16 protein-coding genes are annotated in these 17,059 nt (G+C 70.8%); 11 read left to right on the forward strand and 5 right to left on the reverse strand.

Features of this window, described 5'->3' with window-relative positions; all coding sequences use genetic code 11:
* Positions 1-11: 11 nt before the first annotated feature.
* The 3 genes from ABT009_RS39830 to ABT009_RS39840 all read left to right on the forward strand — a co-directional run bounded on the left by ABT009_RS39830 (position 12) and on the right by ABT009_RS39840 (position 2,692).
* Positions 12-848 carry a glycerophosphodiester phosphodiesterase gene (locus ABT009_RS39830; RefSeq protein WP_351306295.1) on the forward strand — a complete coding sequence of 279 codons (837 nt, stop codon included), beginning with the start codon at positions 12-14 and terminating at the stop codon, positions 846-848.
* 73 nt (positions 849-921) lie between these two features.
* Positions 922-1,548 carry an ATP-binding protein gene (locus ABT009_RS39835; protein WP_351306297.1) on the forward strand — a complete coding sequence of 209 codons (627 nt, stop codon included), beginning with the start codon at positions 922-924 and terminating at the stop codon, positions 1,546-1,548.
* A gap of 154 nt (positions 1,549-1,702) precedes the next feature.
* Positions 1,703-2,692, forward strand: coding sequence for a DUF5926 family protein (locus ABT009_RS39840; protein ID WP_351306299.1), 990 nt, complete (start codon positions 1,703-1,705; stop codon positions 2,690-2,692).
* A gap of 271 nt (positions 2,693-2,963) precedes the next feature.
* On the opposite strand, the gene ABT009_RS39845 is transcribed toward ABT009_RS39840, so the two are convergent.
* Both ABT009_RS39845 and ABT009_RS39850 read right to left on the reverse strand, forming a co-directional pair.
* Entirely contained in the window at positions 2,964-3,458 is a 495-nt protein-coding gene (locus tag ABT009_RS39845) for a hypothetical protein (RefSeq protein WP_351306301.1), read from the reverse strand.
* Positions 3,459-3,600: 142 nt separating this feature from the next.
* The gene (locus ABT009_RS39850; RefSeq protein ID WP_351306303.1) at positions 3,601-4,266 is read right to left on the reverse strand and encodes a bifunctional DNA primase/polymerase; all 666 of its coding nucleotides are present in this window, start codon (positions 4,264-4,266) and stop codon (positions 3,601-3,603) included.
* A 448-nt stretch (positions 4,267-4,714) separates the two neighbouring features.
* Here ABT009_RS39850 and ABT009_RS39855 point away from each other — a divergent pair, with 448 nt between their 5' ends.
* Positions 4,715-6,226 carry a PP2C family protein-serine/threonine phosphatase gene (locus ABT009_RS39855; protein WP_351306354.1) on the forward strand — a complete coding sequence of 504 codons (1,512 nt, stop codon included), beginning with the start codon at positions 4,715-4,717 and terminating at the stop codon, positions 6,224-6,226.
* Positions 6,227-6,415: 189 nt separating this feature from the next.
* Complete coding sequence (locus ABT009_RS39860) at positions 6,416-7,906, forward strand: aminopeptidase P family protein (protein WP_351306305.1); 1,491 nt, start codon at positions 6,416-6,418, stop codon at positions 7,904-7,906.
* A gap of 84 nt (positions 7,907-7,990) precedes the next feature.
* On the opposite strand, the gene ABT009_RS39865 is transcribed toward ABT009_RS39860, so the two are convergent.
* From ABT009_RS39865 to ABT009_RS39875, 3 genes are all read right to left on the reverse strand, one after another.
* Positions 7,991-8,806 (reverse strand): triphosphoribosyl-dephospho-CoA synthase, encoded by an 816-nt coding sequence (locus tag ABT009_RS39865; RefSeq protein ID WP_351306306.1) that lies wholly within the window; start codon positions 8,804-8,806, stop codon positions 7,991-7,993.
* Positions 8,807-8,840: 34 nt separating this feature from the next.
* Complete coding sequence (locus tag ABT009_RS39870) at positions 8,841-9,797, reverse strand: intradiol ring-cleavage dioxygenase (RefSeq protein ID WP_351306308.1); 957 nt, start codon at positions 9,795-9,797, stop codon at positions 8,841-8,843.
* 96 nt (positions 9,798-9,893) lie between these two features.
* Entirely contained in the window at positions 9,894-10,349 is a 456-nt protein-coding gene (locus ABT009_RS39875) for an ATP-binding protein (protein WP_351306310.1), read from the reverse strand.
* Positions 10,350-10,598: 249 nt separating this feature from the next.
* Between ABT009_RS39875 and ABT009_RS39880 the strand changes: the two genes are divergently transcribed.
* The 6 genes from ABT009_RS39880 (at position 10,599) to efeB (ending at position 17,007) form a co-directional block, all read left to right on the forward strand.
* Positions 10,599-11,438 carry a hypothetical protein gene (locus ABT009_RS39880; protein ID WP_351306312.1) on the forward strand — a complete coding sequence of 280 codons (840 nt, stop codon included), beginning with the start codon at positions 10,599-10,601 and terminating at the stop codon, positions 11,436-11,438.
* 112 nt (positions 11,439-11,550) lie between these two features.
* Positions 11,551-12,297: a YcnI family copper-binding membrane protein gene (locus tag ABT009_RS39885; RefSeq protein WP_502990052.1), complete on the forward strand. Its 747-nt coding sequence runs from the start codon at positions 11,551-11,553 to the stop codon at positions 12,295-12,297.
* Between the two features lie 153 nt (positions 12,298-12,450).
* Positions 12,451-13,107 carry an SCO family protein gene (locus ABT009_RS39890; protein WP_351306314.1) on the forward strand — a complete coding sequence of 219 codons (657 nt, stop codon included), beginning with the start codon at positions 12,451-12,453 and terminating at the stop codon, positions 13,105-13,107.
* Positions 13,104-13,619, forward strand: coding sequence for a copper chaperone PCu(A)C (locus ABT009_RS39895; protein WP_351306316.1), 516 nt, complete (start codon positions 13,104-13,106; stop codon positions 13,617-13,619). The genes ABT009_RS39890 and ABT009_RS39895 overlap by 4 nt, the downstream gene beginning before the upstream one ends.
* Before the next feature lie 26 nt (positions 13,620-13,645).
* The gene (locus ABT009_RS39900; protein ID WP_351306318.1) at positions 13,646-15,754 is read left to right on the forward strand and encodes a copper resistance CopC/CopD family protein; all 2,109 of its coding nucleotides are present in this window, start codon (positions 13,646-13,648) and stop codon (positions 15,752-15,754) included.
* Positions 15,755-15,759: 5 nt separating this feature from the next.
* A complete protein-coding gene (gene efeB / locus ABT009_RS39905; protein WP_351306320.1) occupies positions 15,760-17,007 on the forward strand; it encodes an iron uptake transporter deferrochelatase/peroxidase subunit in 1,248 nt (415 codons plus the stop codon).
* Positions 17,008-17,059: the final 52 nt, after the last annotated feature.

Below are 17,059 nucleotides of genomic sequence, written 5' to 3' on the forward strand. Positions count from 1 at the left end.
ACCATGACGCGGTGACCTACGCACGACAGCACCTGATCGAGGTCGTCGCCCACCGCGGAGCCTCCGAGGACGCTCCCGAACACACCCTGGCCGCCTATAAGAAGGCGATCGAGGACGGGGCTGACGCCCTCGAATGCGATGTGCGGCTGACCGCGGACGGCCATCTCGTCTGCGTCCACGACCGACGCGTCAACCGCACGTCCAACGGCCGCGGCGCCGTCTCGGCGCTGGAGCTCGCCGACCTCGCCGCGCTCGACTTCGGTTCATGGAAGATGCAGCAGACTCCCGCCGGTGACCGCGGCTGGGAGGAGAGCCCGGACTGGGAGGAGCGCCCGGACCCGGACGACACCTCCGTCCTGACCCTGGAGCGGCTGCTCGAGCTCGTGGCCGACGCGGGCCGCCCGGTCGGGCTGGCCATCGAGACGAAGCACCCCACTCGCTGGGCGGGCCAGGTGGAGGAGCGGCTGCTGGGCGTCCTCAAGCGCTTCGGTCTGGACTCCCCACCCGCGTACGGGCCCTCGCCGGTACGGATCATGAGCTTCTCGGCGCGCTCCCTGCACCGCATCCGCGCGGCGTCGCCCACCTTGCCGGCCGTATACCTGATGCAGTTCCTGTCTCCGCGGCTGCGCGACGGACGGCTGCCCGTGGGGGTGGGCATCGCCGGGCCCGGCATCCGCATCGTCCGCAGCCACCCGGGATACGTCGCCAGGTTGAAGCAGGCGGGCCACCAGGTGCACGTCTGGACCGTCGACCAGCCCGCCGATGTGGAGCTCTGCGCCGAGCTGGGTGTCGACGCGATCATCACCAATCGCCCCCGACAGGTTCTGTCCCAGCTTGGCCGGAATTAGCCCCTGTTACACGGCACTAGGCCCCATTACAGGGAGTGCACCGGCGCGTTCGATCCGTATTCGATCGTGACGAGTGCGTCACAGGACGTGTATTGGCCGGTTTCCCATCGAACCCATTGGGGCATCCACACCGTGGCGTGGGGCGAAGGAGGTCTCGGGGGTGGCGTTGGTGGTGGCACAGGAGGTGCCCACGTCGTCAAGCATGGCCGTACCCCATGGCCCTGCGGGCGTGGGGGAAGCAAGACACCGGATGCGCGATCAGTTGCGCATAGGTGGCGTACCGGATTCGGTCATAGACGATGCAGTACTGATCCTTTCCGAGCTGCTCAGCAATGCATGCCGGCACGGCAGACCGCTGGGCGACGCCCTGGCCGGTGACGGGGACGTCAGGGCCGCGTGGAGCGTGGACGCAGGCGGCCGGCTGATGGTCGAGGTGACGGACGGCGGTGGTCCGACCCGCCCGGTTCCGGCCACGCCCTCGGTCACCGCACATGGCGGCCGCGGGCTCAACATCATCACGGCACTGTCCGACGACTGGGGCGTCCGGGACGACGCCCGCGGGGAAGTCACGGTGTGGGTGGTGGTCCATGGTGATGTGCACGGGCACCGGCGCGACGACTTCGCTGCGCGTATCGCTGCCCCACCGGTATCCGCCCTGCCGGACCTGGACTTCGCGGATGCCTTCGACGACATGGACTGACCGGCACCGCCCGCACCGGAGTGCGTGAATGGACCGACTTGCCCCGCTTGTGCCGCCGCCACGGCCGTCGTGCGGGCTGATCCCCGCCGCTGTCCGTACGAGCGGCTAGGCTCGCGCCCGTAACAGGATCAGCCGCTGGCGGGAGACACCCAAGATGGCCAAGAAGCGCAGTCAGACCCAGGCCAAGAAGGCGCAGATCACCAATGGCGCCCGCGCCACGGGCGCCGAGGGTGACGTGCCGGTGGTCGGAGCCCGCGAACCCTGCCCGTGCGGTTCGGGCCGTCGTTACAAGGCATGCCACGGCCGGGCCGCCGCACACGCGGTGACCGAGCTGGTGCACCGCCCCTTCGAGGGCCTGGCGGGCGAGGCGGACTGGATCGCGCTGCGCGAGCTGGTGCCGGCCGCGACCGTCGAACTGACCCTGAAGGACGGGCTTCCGGAGGGAGTCCCGTCGGTGACCCTCGCGACCGTGCTGCCCATGGCATGGCCCGCGCTGCGCCGCGACGACGGCTCCGTGCTGCTCGGCCTGCAGAACGACACCCCGTCCGGCGACATCAGCCGCGATCTCGCCGACACCCTGCAGCGCGCTCTGACCGCCGAGCCGGGCACGCCCATCCAGGGCCGCCGCGCCCCCTCGGACGGCCCGCGTCTGCAGGATCTGCTCGACCCGAAGGGGCCCTTCGAGCCGGTCGTGCACTCCGGTTTCGAGTTCTGGGTCCCCGACTCGGAGAACACGTCGCCGGAGGTCGCCGCCTCGCTGGAGCGGGCGAACGCCGCGGCGATCCCCACCGTGAAGCTCGCCGGCGTCGACGCCGCGTACTGGTGCGAGACCCCGGAGAAGAACCACCTGCGCTGGGTCATGCCGTATCCGGAGGAGCAGCTCATCGACGCGCTCGCGCGGCTGCATGCGGCCGGTGCCACGGGGCTCGGCGAGGGCACGCGCCTGGTCGGCTCGTTCCGTGCGCACGGGCTCACGGTTCCGGTCTGGGATCTGCCCTCGGGCGTCTCGGCGGAGGACGTCGAGAAGCCGGCGGCCGAATTCGCCGAGCGTTTCGCCGGGGCGCTCGCGTCCGATGCGCCGCTCACGGCTGACGAGCGCCGCGCCCGCGGTGGCCTCACCAATCGACAGGTAACGCTCAGCTGACGCACAGCTGCCCGAACAATCAACCGGGAATCCTTGGATCGGCCGTGACTCCTGTCACAACTCCGTTCAAAGACAGGTAATTCGGCGCTCGAATCCACGAGATCGAATTTGCGAATAGCCGATCTCTTGTTACCGTTCAATTGAGCCCGGTTGCTGGTGCATCCCCCGTCGCCAGCAACCGGGCGCTTCCATGTCCGGGCACCGGACCTCGGACACTCTGTGCACGCCGCGGCTCCGCCCCGGCTGTCTCGTGCCCCAACCAGCCTCATGATCAGGCAGGTTGATCGCTGCCGGAGCGCAGCAGCAGCGGTCCGGCCTCGGGACTCCCCGAGGCGGCGCTTGTCGCCGCGAACTCCGCCACCGCCGCATAGGCCGCCGCATCCCCCGTTGTGCGCCCCCGCGGTGTTTCGCACGCGCCGGGTTCGTCTCCGACGGTCACCGTGCAGTGCATCTGCACCGTCTGCCCGTCCGGCACCATCAGTGACAGTACGGAACTGGCCTCCCGCCCGTTGACGTTGCGGTAGTACGTGCGCGCCCAGGTGTGACGTCCCTGCGTCAGCACGCGGGTCTGGGCCTCGATGCCCTCGGGCGAAGAGAGTTCGGGACCGCACCGGGCCGCGGCGGCCGCTTCGGTTTCCGCAGCTGTCCGGGCGGCTTCCGCGGCAGGCACCGGTCCCGAGCCGCCCGTCGCGTCCTCGTGCACAGGGCCCGCCGACGCTCCGGTCAGCGGCAGCAGAGCGGTTACCGCCACAAGGACGGACACCACGATCAGACGAGGGGGCGGGCGGCGCTTCCGGTGGCCGGGGGAACGCCTCCGGAGATCCGGGGAGCGCCCCCCGGGGAGACAGAGCATGGCCCGAAGATAACGGCGGTTCGCACATGCACAGTTCGCCGCGCGCCGGTTGCCCCTACAACTCGGGCGCGCTCACACCCGTACGAGTGAGGGCCTCCACCACGGTGTCCACGACGGCCTCGACGTCGGGCACCCAGGGGGCCGCGGAGCCGGGAAGCGGGGCGCGCTCCCAGCGGACCTCGCCCTGGCCGGTCACCGACGGGGGCAGTGGCAGATAGCCGCCCTCTCCGTGGAAGCGGAGCGATCCCGGCACGTGGTCCTTGGCGTACAGCAGCTCGCCGAGCTGCTCCAGGGAGTACGGCGCGACCAGCAGGAACCAGCGCTCCGGGGTCGCGACGACAGGGCCGAGGCGCACCTCCCTGCGGTCGAGCTCCGCGAGGGCACGGGCCGCCGCGGGCGCCGGCAGGCTGACCGCGCACGGGGCACGGCCTCCGGTGGCGAGCACGATCGGCGCCTCCGGCCGGTTGGTCCACCACCAGCGCACCATGCGCTCGTCGGTGGTGGCGGCAAGGAGCGGGGGGTCGAAGGGATGAGCGCCGGGCACCGTGCATTCCGGGTCCGGGCAGGCGCAGAGGGCACCGCCCCGCGTCCGGAGCCCCACGCCCGGGAGTACAGGCCACTGCCATGCGGTCGCGAAGGTCAGGGCCGCGCTGATCAACTCAGGCCTGCCGTTGGTTCGCCTGGAGAGGATCCTGCGTCGCCTTCCGAGGATCTCGCGCATGAGCGCTCGTTCCTTTCCGTTGAACGCCGAGGGTCACGTCACACCATGTGTGCATCACTTACTGTGCGTACAAGCAGGCGCATCACACCCCAGCCCGAGGCAGGGGGAAACCCCGATTAGCCGCTGCAGCCAAGCGTCGGCTGCGTCCATTAAAAGCATGGCGTGGGGTGGCGGCGCCTGGCGTTTGCCGTCGCGCGTGGTTCTCGCCGCCTCCACCACGGGAGGATGGGGTCACGGTCGTCGGTGGTTAAGACGCCCGGCTCCGGCGCCAGGTTCCGGGACGGTCCCAACTGCCCCTGGCCTTCACCGAGTACGTACCCATCACAACCGCGATGACGCTCCGTCGAACGGAACCAGTCGACCGCAATATGCCGTTACCTGGGGCAATTTTTAGCCAAGTTCATACCGTTGCCAGCATCTCATGGACACCACGAATCCCAGCAGGACAATGCTGGACATCCCCTCACGAGTGCGTGTAGATGTGGAGACACTGCTAGCGGCGCAGATTGACATGGGGGTTTGCGATGCTATTGGGCAATACGCACCGTCCCGGAAGCCGGACGCCATGAACGCCCCGCACCTTCCGAAAGTGGCTGGAATCGATTCAACGGTTCCACCACCAGCACACACTGTCGCGCCCGCATCCTCCGCATCGGATTCCCCCTCCGCCGCTTCCCACAGCGATCCCTGCGCCGTGCTCCAGGACCGGCTCGCCGGCTGGGTCTCCGACCTCACCACGCTGCACGAACTCACCGAGCGGCTGGCCCGCACGGCGTCCTTGGACGGCGCCCTGCACGAACTGCTGGACGCCGGAGCCGCTCTCGTCGGCGCCCGCCGCGGTCTCGTCGTCCTGGAGCCGGCCGACGGCCGCGGCCCGGACACCACGATCGGCCTCGGCCTGGGCCGCGCCGATCTCGGCCACATGGAGACGGTGCCGCGCAGCTCCACCTCGTACGGCCGGATTCTGGAGGGGCTGCCGGGCGGGGATGCCGAGATCGCGCACCCCGATCTGTTCGCCGAGGAGGAGCTGGATCCGCGCCACCGCGCGGTCGCGGCGCGCCTCGGCTTCGCCGCGAGCTACACATTGCCGCTGGCCACGGATGGGGCGGGCCTGCTCGGCGCGGTGGTCTGGCTGTACGACGAACCGGCCGAGCCCGTCGAACGGCAGCGGCACCTCGTCGGCCGCTATGCGCACTACGCCACCGAGCATCTGGCCCGGCTGCTCGAACTGGAGCGGGCCCGCTCGACGGTGGCGACCATCACCGGCGAGCTGCTGCCCACCCGGCTGCCCCGGGTCGCGGGAGTGCATCTCGCCGCCCGCCATCGCACGGGCCCGCGCGGCGGGGGCGACTGGTACGACGCGCTGCCGCTGCCCGAAGGCGCGCTCGGGCTCGCCGTGGGCTCCGTCACCGGTTCCGGGCCGAGCGCGGTGGCGGCGATGGGGCGGCTGAGGGCGTCCCTGCGGGCGTACGCCGTGATGGAGGGCGAGGATCCCGTCGCCGTACTGTCCGATCTCGAGCTGCTGCTGCGGCTGACCGAGCCGGCCCGGAGCGCCACCGCCCTGTTCGCGTACTGCGAACCCGCGCTGCGCAAGATCACGCTGGCGGGGGCCGGGCACAGCCCGCCGCTGATCGTCGGCGAGCGGCGCACGGAGTTCGTGGAGACCTCGCTGTCCGCGCCGCTGGGAATGCTGGCCTGCTGGGAGGCGCCGAGCGTGGAAATCCGGCCGGAGCCTGGAGAAACGGTGCTTCTGTGCACCGACGGACTGCTGCACCGCACCGGTGATCCGATGGACCGGGCCTTCGCGCGGCTGCACGCGGCGGCGGCGAGCGTGCCGCGGCTGCTGCGCCAGGACCCCGGCGGCATCGCCGACCATGTGCTGCGCCAGATGCTGCCGGGCGGGCTCGCCGAGGCCGACAGCGAGGAGGACGTGGTGCTGCTGGCGGCCCGCTTCGATTGAGCCGCTTGAGTGGGCTCGAGCCCCCTCACGTCAGAGTGCCTCGTGACAGGTCCTTCGGCCCTGGGCGCCCTTACCTGCGGCCGTACGATGGTGAGGTCCCCTCTGCTCTGGGGGTACCTCCCAGGCCCTTAAGGCACTGGGGGGAACAACCGAGAGCCTGGGGGAAGGTCCAGTGCCGTATCAAGGAGGATGACCGTGGCCGACGAGCTTCCGGAGGCTTTGGATTCCGCTGCTATCGCAGCGGAGCCGGAGACCGACGCCGAAGAGCCGATCAAGCAGCGCAAGAACGGCCTGTACCCGGGCGTTTCCGATGAGCTCGCCGAGAACATGAAGTCCGGCTGGGCCGACACCGAGCTGCGCGGCCTGCAGCCGATCGCCCAGGCCGAGCACACCGCCCGCCGCCGCGCCGCGCTCTCCGCGCGCTTCCCGGGCGAGCGCCTCGTCATTCCCGCGGGCAATCTGAAGACCCGCTCGAACGACACCGAGTACCCGTTCCGCGCCTCCGTCGAGTACGCGTACCTCACCGGGAACCAGACCGAGGACGGCGTCCTGGTCCTGGAGCCGACGGCCACCGGCCACGAGGCGACGATCTATCTGCTGCCGCGCTCCAACCGTGAGAACGGCGAGTTCTGGCTGGACGGCCAGGGCGAGCTGTGGGTCGGACGGCGCCACTCCCTCACGGAGGCCGGGCAGCTGTACGGCCTGCGCGCCGCCGATGTGCGCGAGCTGGCAGGCAAGCTGCGCGAGGCCACCGGGCCGGTCCGGGTCGTGCGCGGTTACGACGCCGGGATCGAGGCCGCCCTCACCGACAAGGTGACGGGCGAGCACGACGAGGAGCTGAGGGTTTTCCTCTCCGAGGCCCGCCTGGTGAAGGACGAGTTCGAGATCGGCGAGCTGCAGAAGGCCGTCGACTCGACGGTGCGCGGCTTCGAGGACGTCGTGAAGGTCCTCGACAAGGCCGAGGCGACCAGCGAGCGCTACATCGAGGGCACGTTCTTCCTGCGCGCCCGCGTCGAGGGCAACGACATCGGCTACGGCTCGATCTGCGCCGCCGGCCCGCACGCCTGCACCCTGCACTGGGTGCGCAACGACGGTCCCGTGCGCTCCGGCGAGCTGCTCCTGCTGGACGCCGGCGTGGAGACCCACACCCTCTACACGGCCGACGTCACGCGCACGCTGCCGATCAACGGCACGTACACCGAGATCCAGAAGAAGATCTACGACGCCGTGTACGAGGCCCAGGAGGCCGGGATCGCGGCCGTGAAGCCGGGCGCCAAGTACCGCGACTTCCACGACGCCGCCCAGCGCGTGCTCACCGAGAAGCTGGTCGAGTGGGGCCTCGTCGAGGGCCCGGTCGAGCGCGTCCTGGAGCTCGGCCTGCAGCGCCGCTGGACCCTGCACGGCACCGGCCACATGCTCGGCCTGGATGTCCACGACTGCGCGGTCGCGCGGACCGAGACGTACGTGGACGGCACGCTGGAGCCCGGCATGTGCCTGACCGTCGAGCCCGGCCTGTACTTCCAGGCGGACGATCTGACGGTGCCGGAGGAGTACCGCGGCATCGGCGTCCGCATCGAGGACGACATCCTGGTGACCGAGGACGGCAAGCGGAACCTGTCGGCGGGGCTGCCGCGCCGCTCCGACGAGGTCGAGCTGTGGATGGCGAAGCTCAAGGGCTGAGCAGCACGTTCGTATGAGGTGGCCGGGCACTATGGGGGTGCCCGGCCACAGTCGTACCCGGGGTTCGGGGTACGGCCCTGCCGGTCACGCGGGGGAAGGCATGACCGGCAGGGAGTTCAGGAAGAGCGCGCCGGCCAGCAGGCCACCGCTGCCGCGGGGGTGCAGATCGTCGTCGCGCAGGCCGGCGTCGAACTCCACGAGCGCCGCCCGGCCCTCGTCGGTGGCGGTTCCGCCCGCCTCGAGCACCTCCCGGGCTCCCGCCTGGACACGGCGCAGCCCGTGCGGGCCCGCGGTGTACAGCAGACCGGTGTCCTGGAGTGTGGACATCACGGTCAGCAGGGCGTCCAGCCGGGAGTAGGGCCCGTCGGCGCCTGCCCTGGCCAGCGCCTCCGACGCGCGGCGCACGTGCGGGAAACCGGCGCGGGCCTCGCCGCGTGCGCCCGCCGCACCGTATTTGGCGGAGACGGTCGAGCCCACGGACGGACGGCGCGGGGCGCGGCGGTCCGGGTGGGCCGCGATGCGCTTGGCGGTCGCCATGATGTCGCGCGGTACGGCCCGGGGCTCCAGGGCGGCCGCGGCCACCAGCAGGCCGAGCGTCCACAGCGCCCCGCGGTGGCCGGCGCCCGCCAGCCGTGCCGAGCGCTCGGTGGCCCGGCCGATCGCGCCGAGCTCCTCGCGGAGGGCGCGGCCGGGCTCACCGATGCGGCGCGCGGCCGCCGCCATGGCCGCGAGGCCGGGCGCCAGCGCCTTGGCCGACCAGCGCAGAGCGCTCAGGTCCTGGCGGGTGGCGAGTGCCTCGAGGTCGCGGGCGTCGGGCAGTCCCGGCTTGGGGGTGAGCCGGAGCTGCTCGATCAGCGCGTCCACGGCGGCCGCCGCAAGCGCCTCGTCCTTGCGTTCCATGACAGTTTTCATACGGTTACGCGTTTCACTACGGCTACGAGGAGGTGGACGCGGAGGCGCTGGGCGCGTCACTCGGGGCGTCGCTCGGGGCACCACTGGGAGCGTCACCCGGGGCGCCGCTCGGGGGCGTGCCGCCGCCACCACCGCTGCCCGCGCCGTCGTTCTCCGCATCGGGGTCGATGCCGAGGGTGATGAACCCCTTGTAGCCCTTCGACGGGTCCTTCTTGTGCACCGGCTTGAGGGTCAGCAGCCCGCTGGACGCACCCCCGCCGTCGTACACCATGTCGTCGTCGAGCTTCGTGTAGGAACCGGAGTGCTTCGAGTACGGCTCCAGCGCGAAGATCGCCTCGGCGGCGTCGTCGTCGAAGAACAGCTGGCCGGTGTAGTTGACCTTGCCGCCCTCGTACGTGCCGTCCTCCTTCTCGCCGCCGGTGTGCACCTTGACGTGGATGTGGCAGGTGCGCGGCGTGTACCAGCCGGGGAAGATCGTCTCGAACTTGACGACGCCGTCCTCGTTCGCGATCTGGTAACCGCGAAGGTACGTCTGGTCGTTGGCGGTCGAGCCGTCCTCGCTCTCGGCCGGGGCGCTGCCGCCCGGGTTGGCCGTCGTGTAGCCCGAGTAGTAGCCCCAGGCGTCGCAGTGCCAGATCTCGACTGCCGCTCCGGCGACCGGCCCGCAGGACTCGGTGGTGTCCTGGACGGTGATGCGGAGGGTCAGCGGGACGCCCGCCTTGCCCTCGGTGATGTCCTTCCGCACGAGGGCGCCGTCCAGGTAGTACGGCCCTTCGGTGACGCTGGACATCAGGACGCACTGCCCGCTGGACGTGCTGGACGCTGTGGCCGATGCGGTGGACGTGGCCGAGTCGCTCACCTCGTCGGCGAAGGCTCCCTGGTACCCGGCGAGCGCGAGGCCGCCGGCTCCGGCCACGCCGCCGCCGACGGCGAGGGCACGGCGTCTGGTGATGGACCTGTCAGTGTGTTTTCCCGTCATATGACGGGACGCTAGGGACGATTCCTCGCAAGGACATTGGCGCAAGCTGTGGATGTCCTAGGTGCCGATGGGGCCGGACCTTCAGCTGTTCCCGGGCTACACCGACATCAGCGGCGCGTCTTCCCGCCACTTCAGGGTCTTGTCGAAGCTGACCACCGCGCCGCCTCTGCCCGGCATGTTGCCGAACTGCACATGATCGGCAAGCTCCCGGATGAGGCACAGCCCTCGGCCGTGCTCGGCGTCGCCCGGGGCCGGGCGTGCCGGTGGGCGGGCACGTCCGGCAGGGAATCCGGGGCCCGAGTCGGCGACTTCGATGCGGCATTTCTCGCCGTCGAGGTAGGCCGTCACCCGGTACGCCCCCGACGATCCGCCGGGGGCTGCTCCCCCTCCGTGCTCCACGGCGTTGGCACAGGCCTCGCTCAGAGCGACGGATAGATCGTAGGAGATATCGGGGTCCACGCCTGCGGTCTCCATCGTCCCGATCAGCAGGCGCCGGGCGAGCGGCACGCTCGCAGCTTCACGCCGCAAATGGAGGGACCACCACATGCTCATGCTCCAGCCTCCTGGCTGCGGCTCGACATACCGATACGTATTGCCACAAGCGCACGAAGTAAGCACAGGGTTGACGTGAATGCCGCTCAGACGGCGGATGCGGCGGCTGGGCAGGCCGGTGTATGGCGGGCGGGCTGGAGGCGGAGCCACAAAGGATCATTCCTTACATATCGTGAACTTCCGGGCGTGGCGTGACCTTGCGGACCTGCCGTACGGAGCGGTCAGGGCCAGTGGGATGATGGCTCGGCCATGACTGCCCCCCGCCAGCGCACGGCGCACGACGGAGTCGATCTCCGGATCCTCAGGGCCGCGGTGTTCACCGCGGTCTGCGTCGCGCTGTCCGCGGCAGGCCATGTGCTCGCGTCCTGCGACACGCTCCCGCTGTGGGCGCTCGGGGTGGCGTTCCTCTCCGTCTTCGCCGTCGCGGCGCCGTTCGCCGGGCGCGAGCGCGCCCTGCCCGGTATCGCCGCGGTGCTGGCAGTGGGCCAGGTCGCGTTGCACACGCTGTTCGGCTTCGCCCAGGGCGGTGTGCAGACCGCCGCGGGTGTCGCCGGCGCGTCTTCGGCGGGCTCGGGGTCGTCGTCGGCGGTGACCGATGCCGCCCTGGTGGAGCGGGCCGCACGGCTGGTGTGCGGCGCGGGGGCCGCGGCGATCAGCCCGGCCCAGGCCCAGCGGATCCTCTCGGGCGCGGGCCTCGAACCGGTGCAGTCCCTCCACCACCACACGGCAGCGGCGTCCACGGCCACCGGCTCCACAGCCTCGCTGCTGCCGTCCCTGCCCATGCTTCTCGGGCACGTGCTCGCGGCCGTCGTCGCCAGCTGGCTGCTGCGACGTGGCGACCTCGCACTGGGGCGCCTTGTGCGGCTGTCCGCGCACGGAGTCGCCGAAGCGGCGCGCGTACGGTCACTGCGCCGCGCCCTCGCGCTCGTACGCGCCCTGCTCACCGGGCTCCCGACGGCGCCCGAGGCGGGTCCGCGTGCCCCGCGCACCGCGCTGCTCCGGCACCCGAAGCCGCGTATCTCCGCACTTCAGCACACGGTGATCAGGCGCGGGCCGCCGTCCGCGGCCGCGTTCCTTCTCGCTGCCTGACACGCGCACCACTCCACTCGTCGGAGGAGGTGCCGTGCGGCACGCGCGCGTGCCCATGGGCGCGCCACTTCCTCACCATCGACAACACCGCTGAAGTGGAGTGTTCTCCTACATGAAGCCTCTGAAGGTTTCCCGGCTGTCCGTCGTCGGCGCCGCGGCCGGCTCCGCCGTCCTGCTGCTCTCCGCCCCGGCCTTCGCGCACGTCAGCGTGCAGCCGGAGGGCGAGGCCGCCAAGGGCGGCTACGCCGTCATCGACTTCAAGGTGCCGAACGAGCGCGACAACGCCTCGACGACCAAGCTCGAGGTGAACTTCCCGACCGACCACCCGCTCGCCTCCGTGATGCCCCAGCCCATGGACGGCTGGAAGGTCGAGGTCACCAAGTCCAAGCTCGACAAGCCGCTCGAGATGCACGGCGAGAAGATCACCGAGGCCGTCACCAAGGTCACCTGGACCGCCGACGGCAAGGGCATCGAGCCGGGCTACTTCCAGAAGTTCCCGCTCTCCGTCGGCCAACTGCCCGAGGACACCGACGAGCTCGTCTTCAAGGCGATCCAGACGTACTCCAACAAGGAGGTCGTGCGCTGGATCGAGCCGCAGCAGGAGGGCCAGGAGGAGCCGGAGAACCCGGCGCCGGTGCTGGAGCTGTCGGCGGCGACCGACAACCACCACGGCAGCAGCTCGGACTCCACGGCCGCCTCGGACGACGCCAAGTCGGACTCGGGCGCCACCGAGACCACGGCCGCCTCCGCGGACTCCAGCGACACCACCGCACGCGTCCTCGGCATCGTCGGCATCGCCGTGGGCGTGGCGGGCGTCGCGTTCGGCGTGCTGGCCGGTCGCCGGCGCACCAGCAGCTGATCACGGACCGGCGGCTGCGCATGCCTCTCGTGTGCCGAGCGCACGGCGAGCGGCTGGGCAGCTGAGCAACCTCCCGGTGGGCACGGGGTCGTGCCGACGAGAGCGGAACGACCCCGGTGCCCACCGGACACCTCACATCTGGGACATTTTCCTATGCGCAAGAACACCCTCCTCGCCGCCGCGCTGCTGGCCACGGCAACGCTGACCCTCTCCGCATGCGGCAGCGGCGACGACGGCAAGAAGCCCGTCGCCGAGGTGTCCGTGGAGTCGGGCAGCTCGGACAAGGCCGCGACCGTGCTGGACAAGCCGTTCACCAAGCCCGACCTGGTCCTCACCGACACCCACGGCAAGAAGTACGACCTGCGCGAGCAGACCAAGGGCCGGCCGACGCTGATCTACTTCGGCTACACCCACTGCCCCGACGTCTGCCCGCTGACCATGAGCAACATCGCGGTCGCCAAGAAGGCTCTGCCCAAGGCCGAGCAGGACAAGCTGCGCGTCGTCTTCGTCACCACCGATCCGGAGCGGGACACCCCGTCCGCGCTCGCCAGCTGGCTCAAGGCACAGGACCCCGACTTCATCGGCCTGACCGGGGACTTCCCCACCATCCAGGCCGGCGCACGGCAGCTCGGCATCTCCATCGAGGCCCCGCACAAGGACAAGAACGGCAAGATCATCTCCGTGCACGGCACCCAGGTCGTCGCCTTCTCCCCGAAGACCGACGGGGGCTATGTCCTGTACGGCGAGGACGCCACGGTCGACGACTACACGAAGGACCTGCCGAAGCTGATCAAGGGCGAGACGCCGTGAGGCGCGGGTTCCGCACGAGGGTCGGCGCCGGCGGCCCGACGGTGTTCGTGGCCGGCGGTGCGCTGGTCGTCGCCGCCGGGCTCGTGCTCGTCGGCTGCGGCTCCGGCGACGGCTCGGCGCAGACGGCCGCGGCCTCGAAGAAGCCCGATCTGAAGGTGAGCGGTGCGTATATGCCGGTGCCGCCGACGGCCGACATGGCCGCGGGGTACTTCACCGTCACCAACTCGGGCGGCGCGGACGAGCTCACCTCCGTCACCAGCGACATAGCCGCCGACGTCACCCTCCACACCACCGACGGCGGGGCGATGAAGGAGCAGAAGTCCTTCGACATACCCGCCGGGGGCAGGCTCGACTTCGCGCGTGGCGGCAACCACGTGATGTTCGACGAGCTCACGCACAGGCCGAAGCTGGGCGAGAAGGTCTCCGTCGAACTGCACTTCGTCAAGTCCGGCACCATCACCGTTGAGGTGCCGGTGAAGGACGCCACGTACAACCCGTCAAGCCAGCACTGAGACGCAGTCAGAGGGACGGAGAGTCCATGAGGTCCATCGCTCCCCGCTTCGGGCATCTTCTGATGCTGCTGCTCGCCGTGACGGGCGCGCTCCTCGCCGGTGCCGCGCCCGCCTCCGCGCACGCCGCGCTGCTCGGCAGCGACCCCAAGCAGGGGGCGGTGGTCGCCACGGCGCCGAAGCAGGTGTCGCTCACGTTCTCGGAGGACGTGGCGATGTCGGACGGCTCGATCCGGGTGCTCGACCCGGCCGGCAAGCGCGTCGACACCGGCGAACCCGAGAACCTCGGGAGTGACGTCTACAGCGTGAAGCTGCACTCGGGGCTGCCCGACGGCACCTTCACCGTCGCCTACCAGGTGGTGTCTGCCGACAGCCACCCGGTCTCCGGCGCCTTCACGTTCTCCGTGGGCGCGCCGTCCAAGACCTCGGTCGCGCTGGGGGACGAGACGGCGGGCGGCGGTGTCGTCGGCGGGCTCTATAACTTTGCGCGCTATGTGTCGTATGCCGGGTTCATCGTCATGGTGGGCGGGGCCGCTTTCGTACTGGCCTGCTGGCCGCGCGGCGCCGGAGTACGGGCGGTGCAGCGGGTCGTGGTCTCCGGCTGGCTCGCGCTGACGGCGGCCACCCTGGCGATGCTGCTTATGCGCGGCGCGTACACCGGCTCCGGGAAGCTCGCGGACGTCTTCGACATGGGGCAGCTCGGCACGGTTCTGCAGACCAAGACGGGCGCGGCACTCAGCTCACGCCTGCTGCTGCTCGCCGCGGCCGCTCTGTTCATCGCGGTGCTGTTCGGGGCGTACGTCAGGCATGAGGAGAACCACGACGGTGAGGCGGCCGCGGAGGGTGAAGCGGCCGGTGGCGGAGGTGCCGACCGGCTAGGCGAGACCGACAGCCAAGGCGAGACCGACAGCCGAGGCGAGACCGACAGCCGAGGCGAGACCGACAGCCGAGGCGAGACCGACAGTCAGAAGAGCGACCTCGCCTTCGGCCTCGCCCTCGGCGGCGCCGTCGTCGCGGCGGGCCTCGCCGCCACCTGGGCCATGGCCGAGCACGCCTCGACCGGCATCCAGACGGGGCTCGCGATGCCCGTCGACGTGCTGCATCTGCTGGCGGTCGCGGCCTGGCTGGGCGGTCTGACGACGCTGCTGGTGTCGCTGTACCGCGCGCCCTCGATCGAGGCCTCCGCGGTGCGCCGCTTCTCGCGCATCGCGCTCGGCAGCGTCACCGTGCTGGTGGCGACCGGCATCTACCAGTCGTGGCGCCAGCTCGGCTCGTGGTCGGCTTTCACCGATACGGCGTACGGGCAGCTGCTGCTCGTGAAGATCGGGCTGGTCGCGGTACTGGTGGGCATCGCCTGGATCTCCCGCCGCTGGACGGCGCGGCTCACGGACGCACAGGGTGTGGACACCGAGGACGGGCTGGAGGTCGAAACTCCCGCGAAGGCCGCGTCCGCACACCGTACGAGCGAGCGCGTCACCGTGCCGGCCGAGGGACCGGGGTCCGCCAAGGAGACAGCGGCCGACGGCCCGGGCAGCCCGGCCGCCTCGAGCAGGAAGGCGGACAGCGACACCGCACGCGCCGCCCAGCTCGCCCGCCAGCAGGCCGCCATGGCCACCGCACGCAAGAAGCGCATCCGGGACGCCGATCCGCACCGCTTCGGCCTGCGCCGCTCCGTGCTGGCCGAAGCCGGCGTCGCCGTGGTGCTGCTCGCGGTCACCACGGTGCTGACGTCGACCGAGCCGGGCCGTACGGAGCAAGAGGCCGCACGCGCCACCAGCGCCGCATCCGAACTGAGTGGCCCCGTCTCCCTGGACATTCCGTTCGACACGGGCGGCGAGGACGGCAAGGGCACCGTGTCGCTCGATCTGACACCGGGCCGGACCGGCAGCAACGAGATGCATGTCTATGTGAAGCGCCCGAACGGCCAGGCCTTCGACATTCCCGAGGTCAAGGTGTCCTTCACGCTCACGTCCAAGAACATCGGACCGCTGCCCGTCACCCCCGACCACCTCCTCACCGGGCACTGGAGCGCAAGCGGGGTGCAGATCCCGATGGCGGGCGACTGGAAGGTCGCCGTGACCGTGCGTACCTCGGACATCGACCAGGTGACCGTCAACAAGACCGTGAAGATCGGCTGAACATCATGCCTGACCAGTCCATTTCCCGCCGACGGCTCCTCGGTACGGCCGGGGCCACCGGCATTGCGCTGGGCGCGGCAGGCGGTGCCGCCGGGTACGCCGTGGCGTCCTCCGGGTCCGATGGGGGCTCGAGCGGCACGACCGCCGCGGCTCTCACCTCCCTCGGCTCGGAGAAGGTGATGTTTCACGGGAAACATCAGCCAGGCATCACGACGCCGATGCAGGCCCACGGCCATCTCATCGCGTTCGACCTGGTGGCGAGTGCGGGCCGCCAGGAGGCGGCCGCGCTGCTGCGTCGCTGGTCGGCGACGGCTGAACGGCTCATGGCGGGCGAGGCCGCGGCAAGCAATGACACCGACGTCGCACGCGATGCCGGGCCCTCGTCCCTGACCGTCACCTTCGGCTTCGGCTACACCTTCTTCTCCCGCACGGGCCTGGAGAAGCAGCGTCCGGCGGCCCTCGATCCGCTGCCGGACTTCTCCTCGGACCATCTCGACAAGGCGCGCAGCAACGGCGACCTGTGGGTGCAGATCGGCGCGAACGACGCACTCGTCGCCTTCCACGCACTGCGCGCCGTCCAGACGGAGGCCGCAGGCGTCGCACGGGTCCGCTGGCAGATGAACGGCTTCAACCGCTCGCCCGGCGCGACCGCTCGCCCCATGACGGCCCGCAATCTGATGGGCCAGATCGACGGCACGAACAACCCGAAGCCGGCAGACGCCGACTTCGACAAGCGGATCTTCGTGCCCGCTTCCGGCGATCCGTCCTGGATGGCGGGCGGCTCCTACGCCGTCGTACGCCGTATCAGGATGCTCCTCGACGACTGGGAGAAGCTCTCCGCCAAGGACCAGGAGAACGTCATAGGGCGGCGCAAGTCCGACGGCGCGCCCCTCACCGGCGGCGGCGAGACGACCGAGCCGAAGCTCGAGAAGACCGATGCCGACGGCAATCTCGTCATCCCGATCAATGCGCACGCCCGCATCACCCGGCCCGACCAGAACGGCGGGGCCGCGATGCTGCGCCGGCCGTTCTCGTTCCACGACGGCTTCGACGCGGACGGGGTACCGGACGCGGGACTGCTCTTCATCTGCTGGCAGGCGGACCCCCTGCGCGGCTTCGTACCGGTACAGCGCAAGCTCGACCGCGGCGACGCCCTGTCGCAGTTCATCCGGCACGAGTCGAGCGGCCTCTTCGCCGTGCCGGGCGGCGCGCCCAAGGGCGAGTACGTGGGGCAACGGCTGCTGGAGGCGTGATCGGGGCGGGGTCGGAGGCGGCGCGCGGAAGCCTCTGTGGCGGCGGGCATTA

The sequence above is a fragment of the Streptomyces sp. NPDC002896 genome (genome assembly GCF_040295225.1).
Lineage (GTDB): Bacteria > Actinomycetota > Actinomycetes > Streptomycetales > Streptomycetaceae > Streptomyces.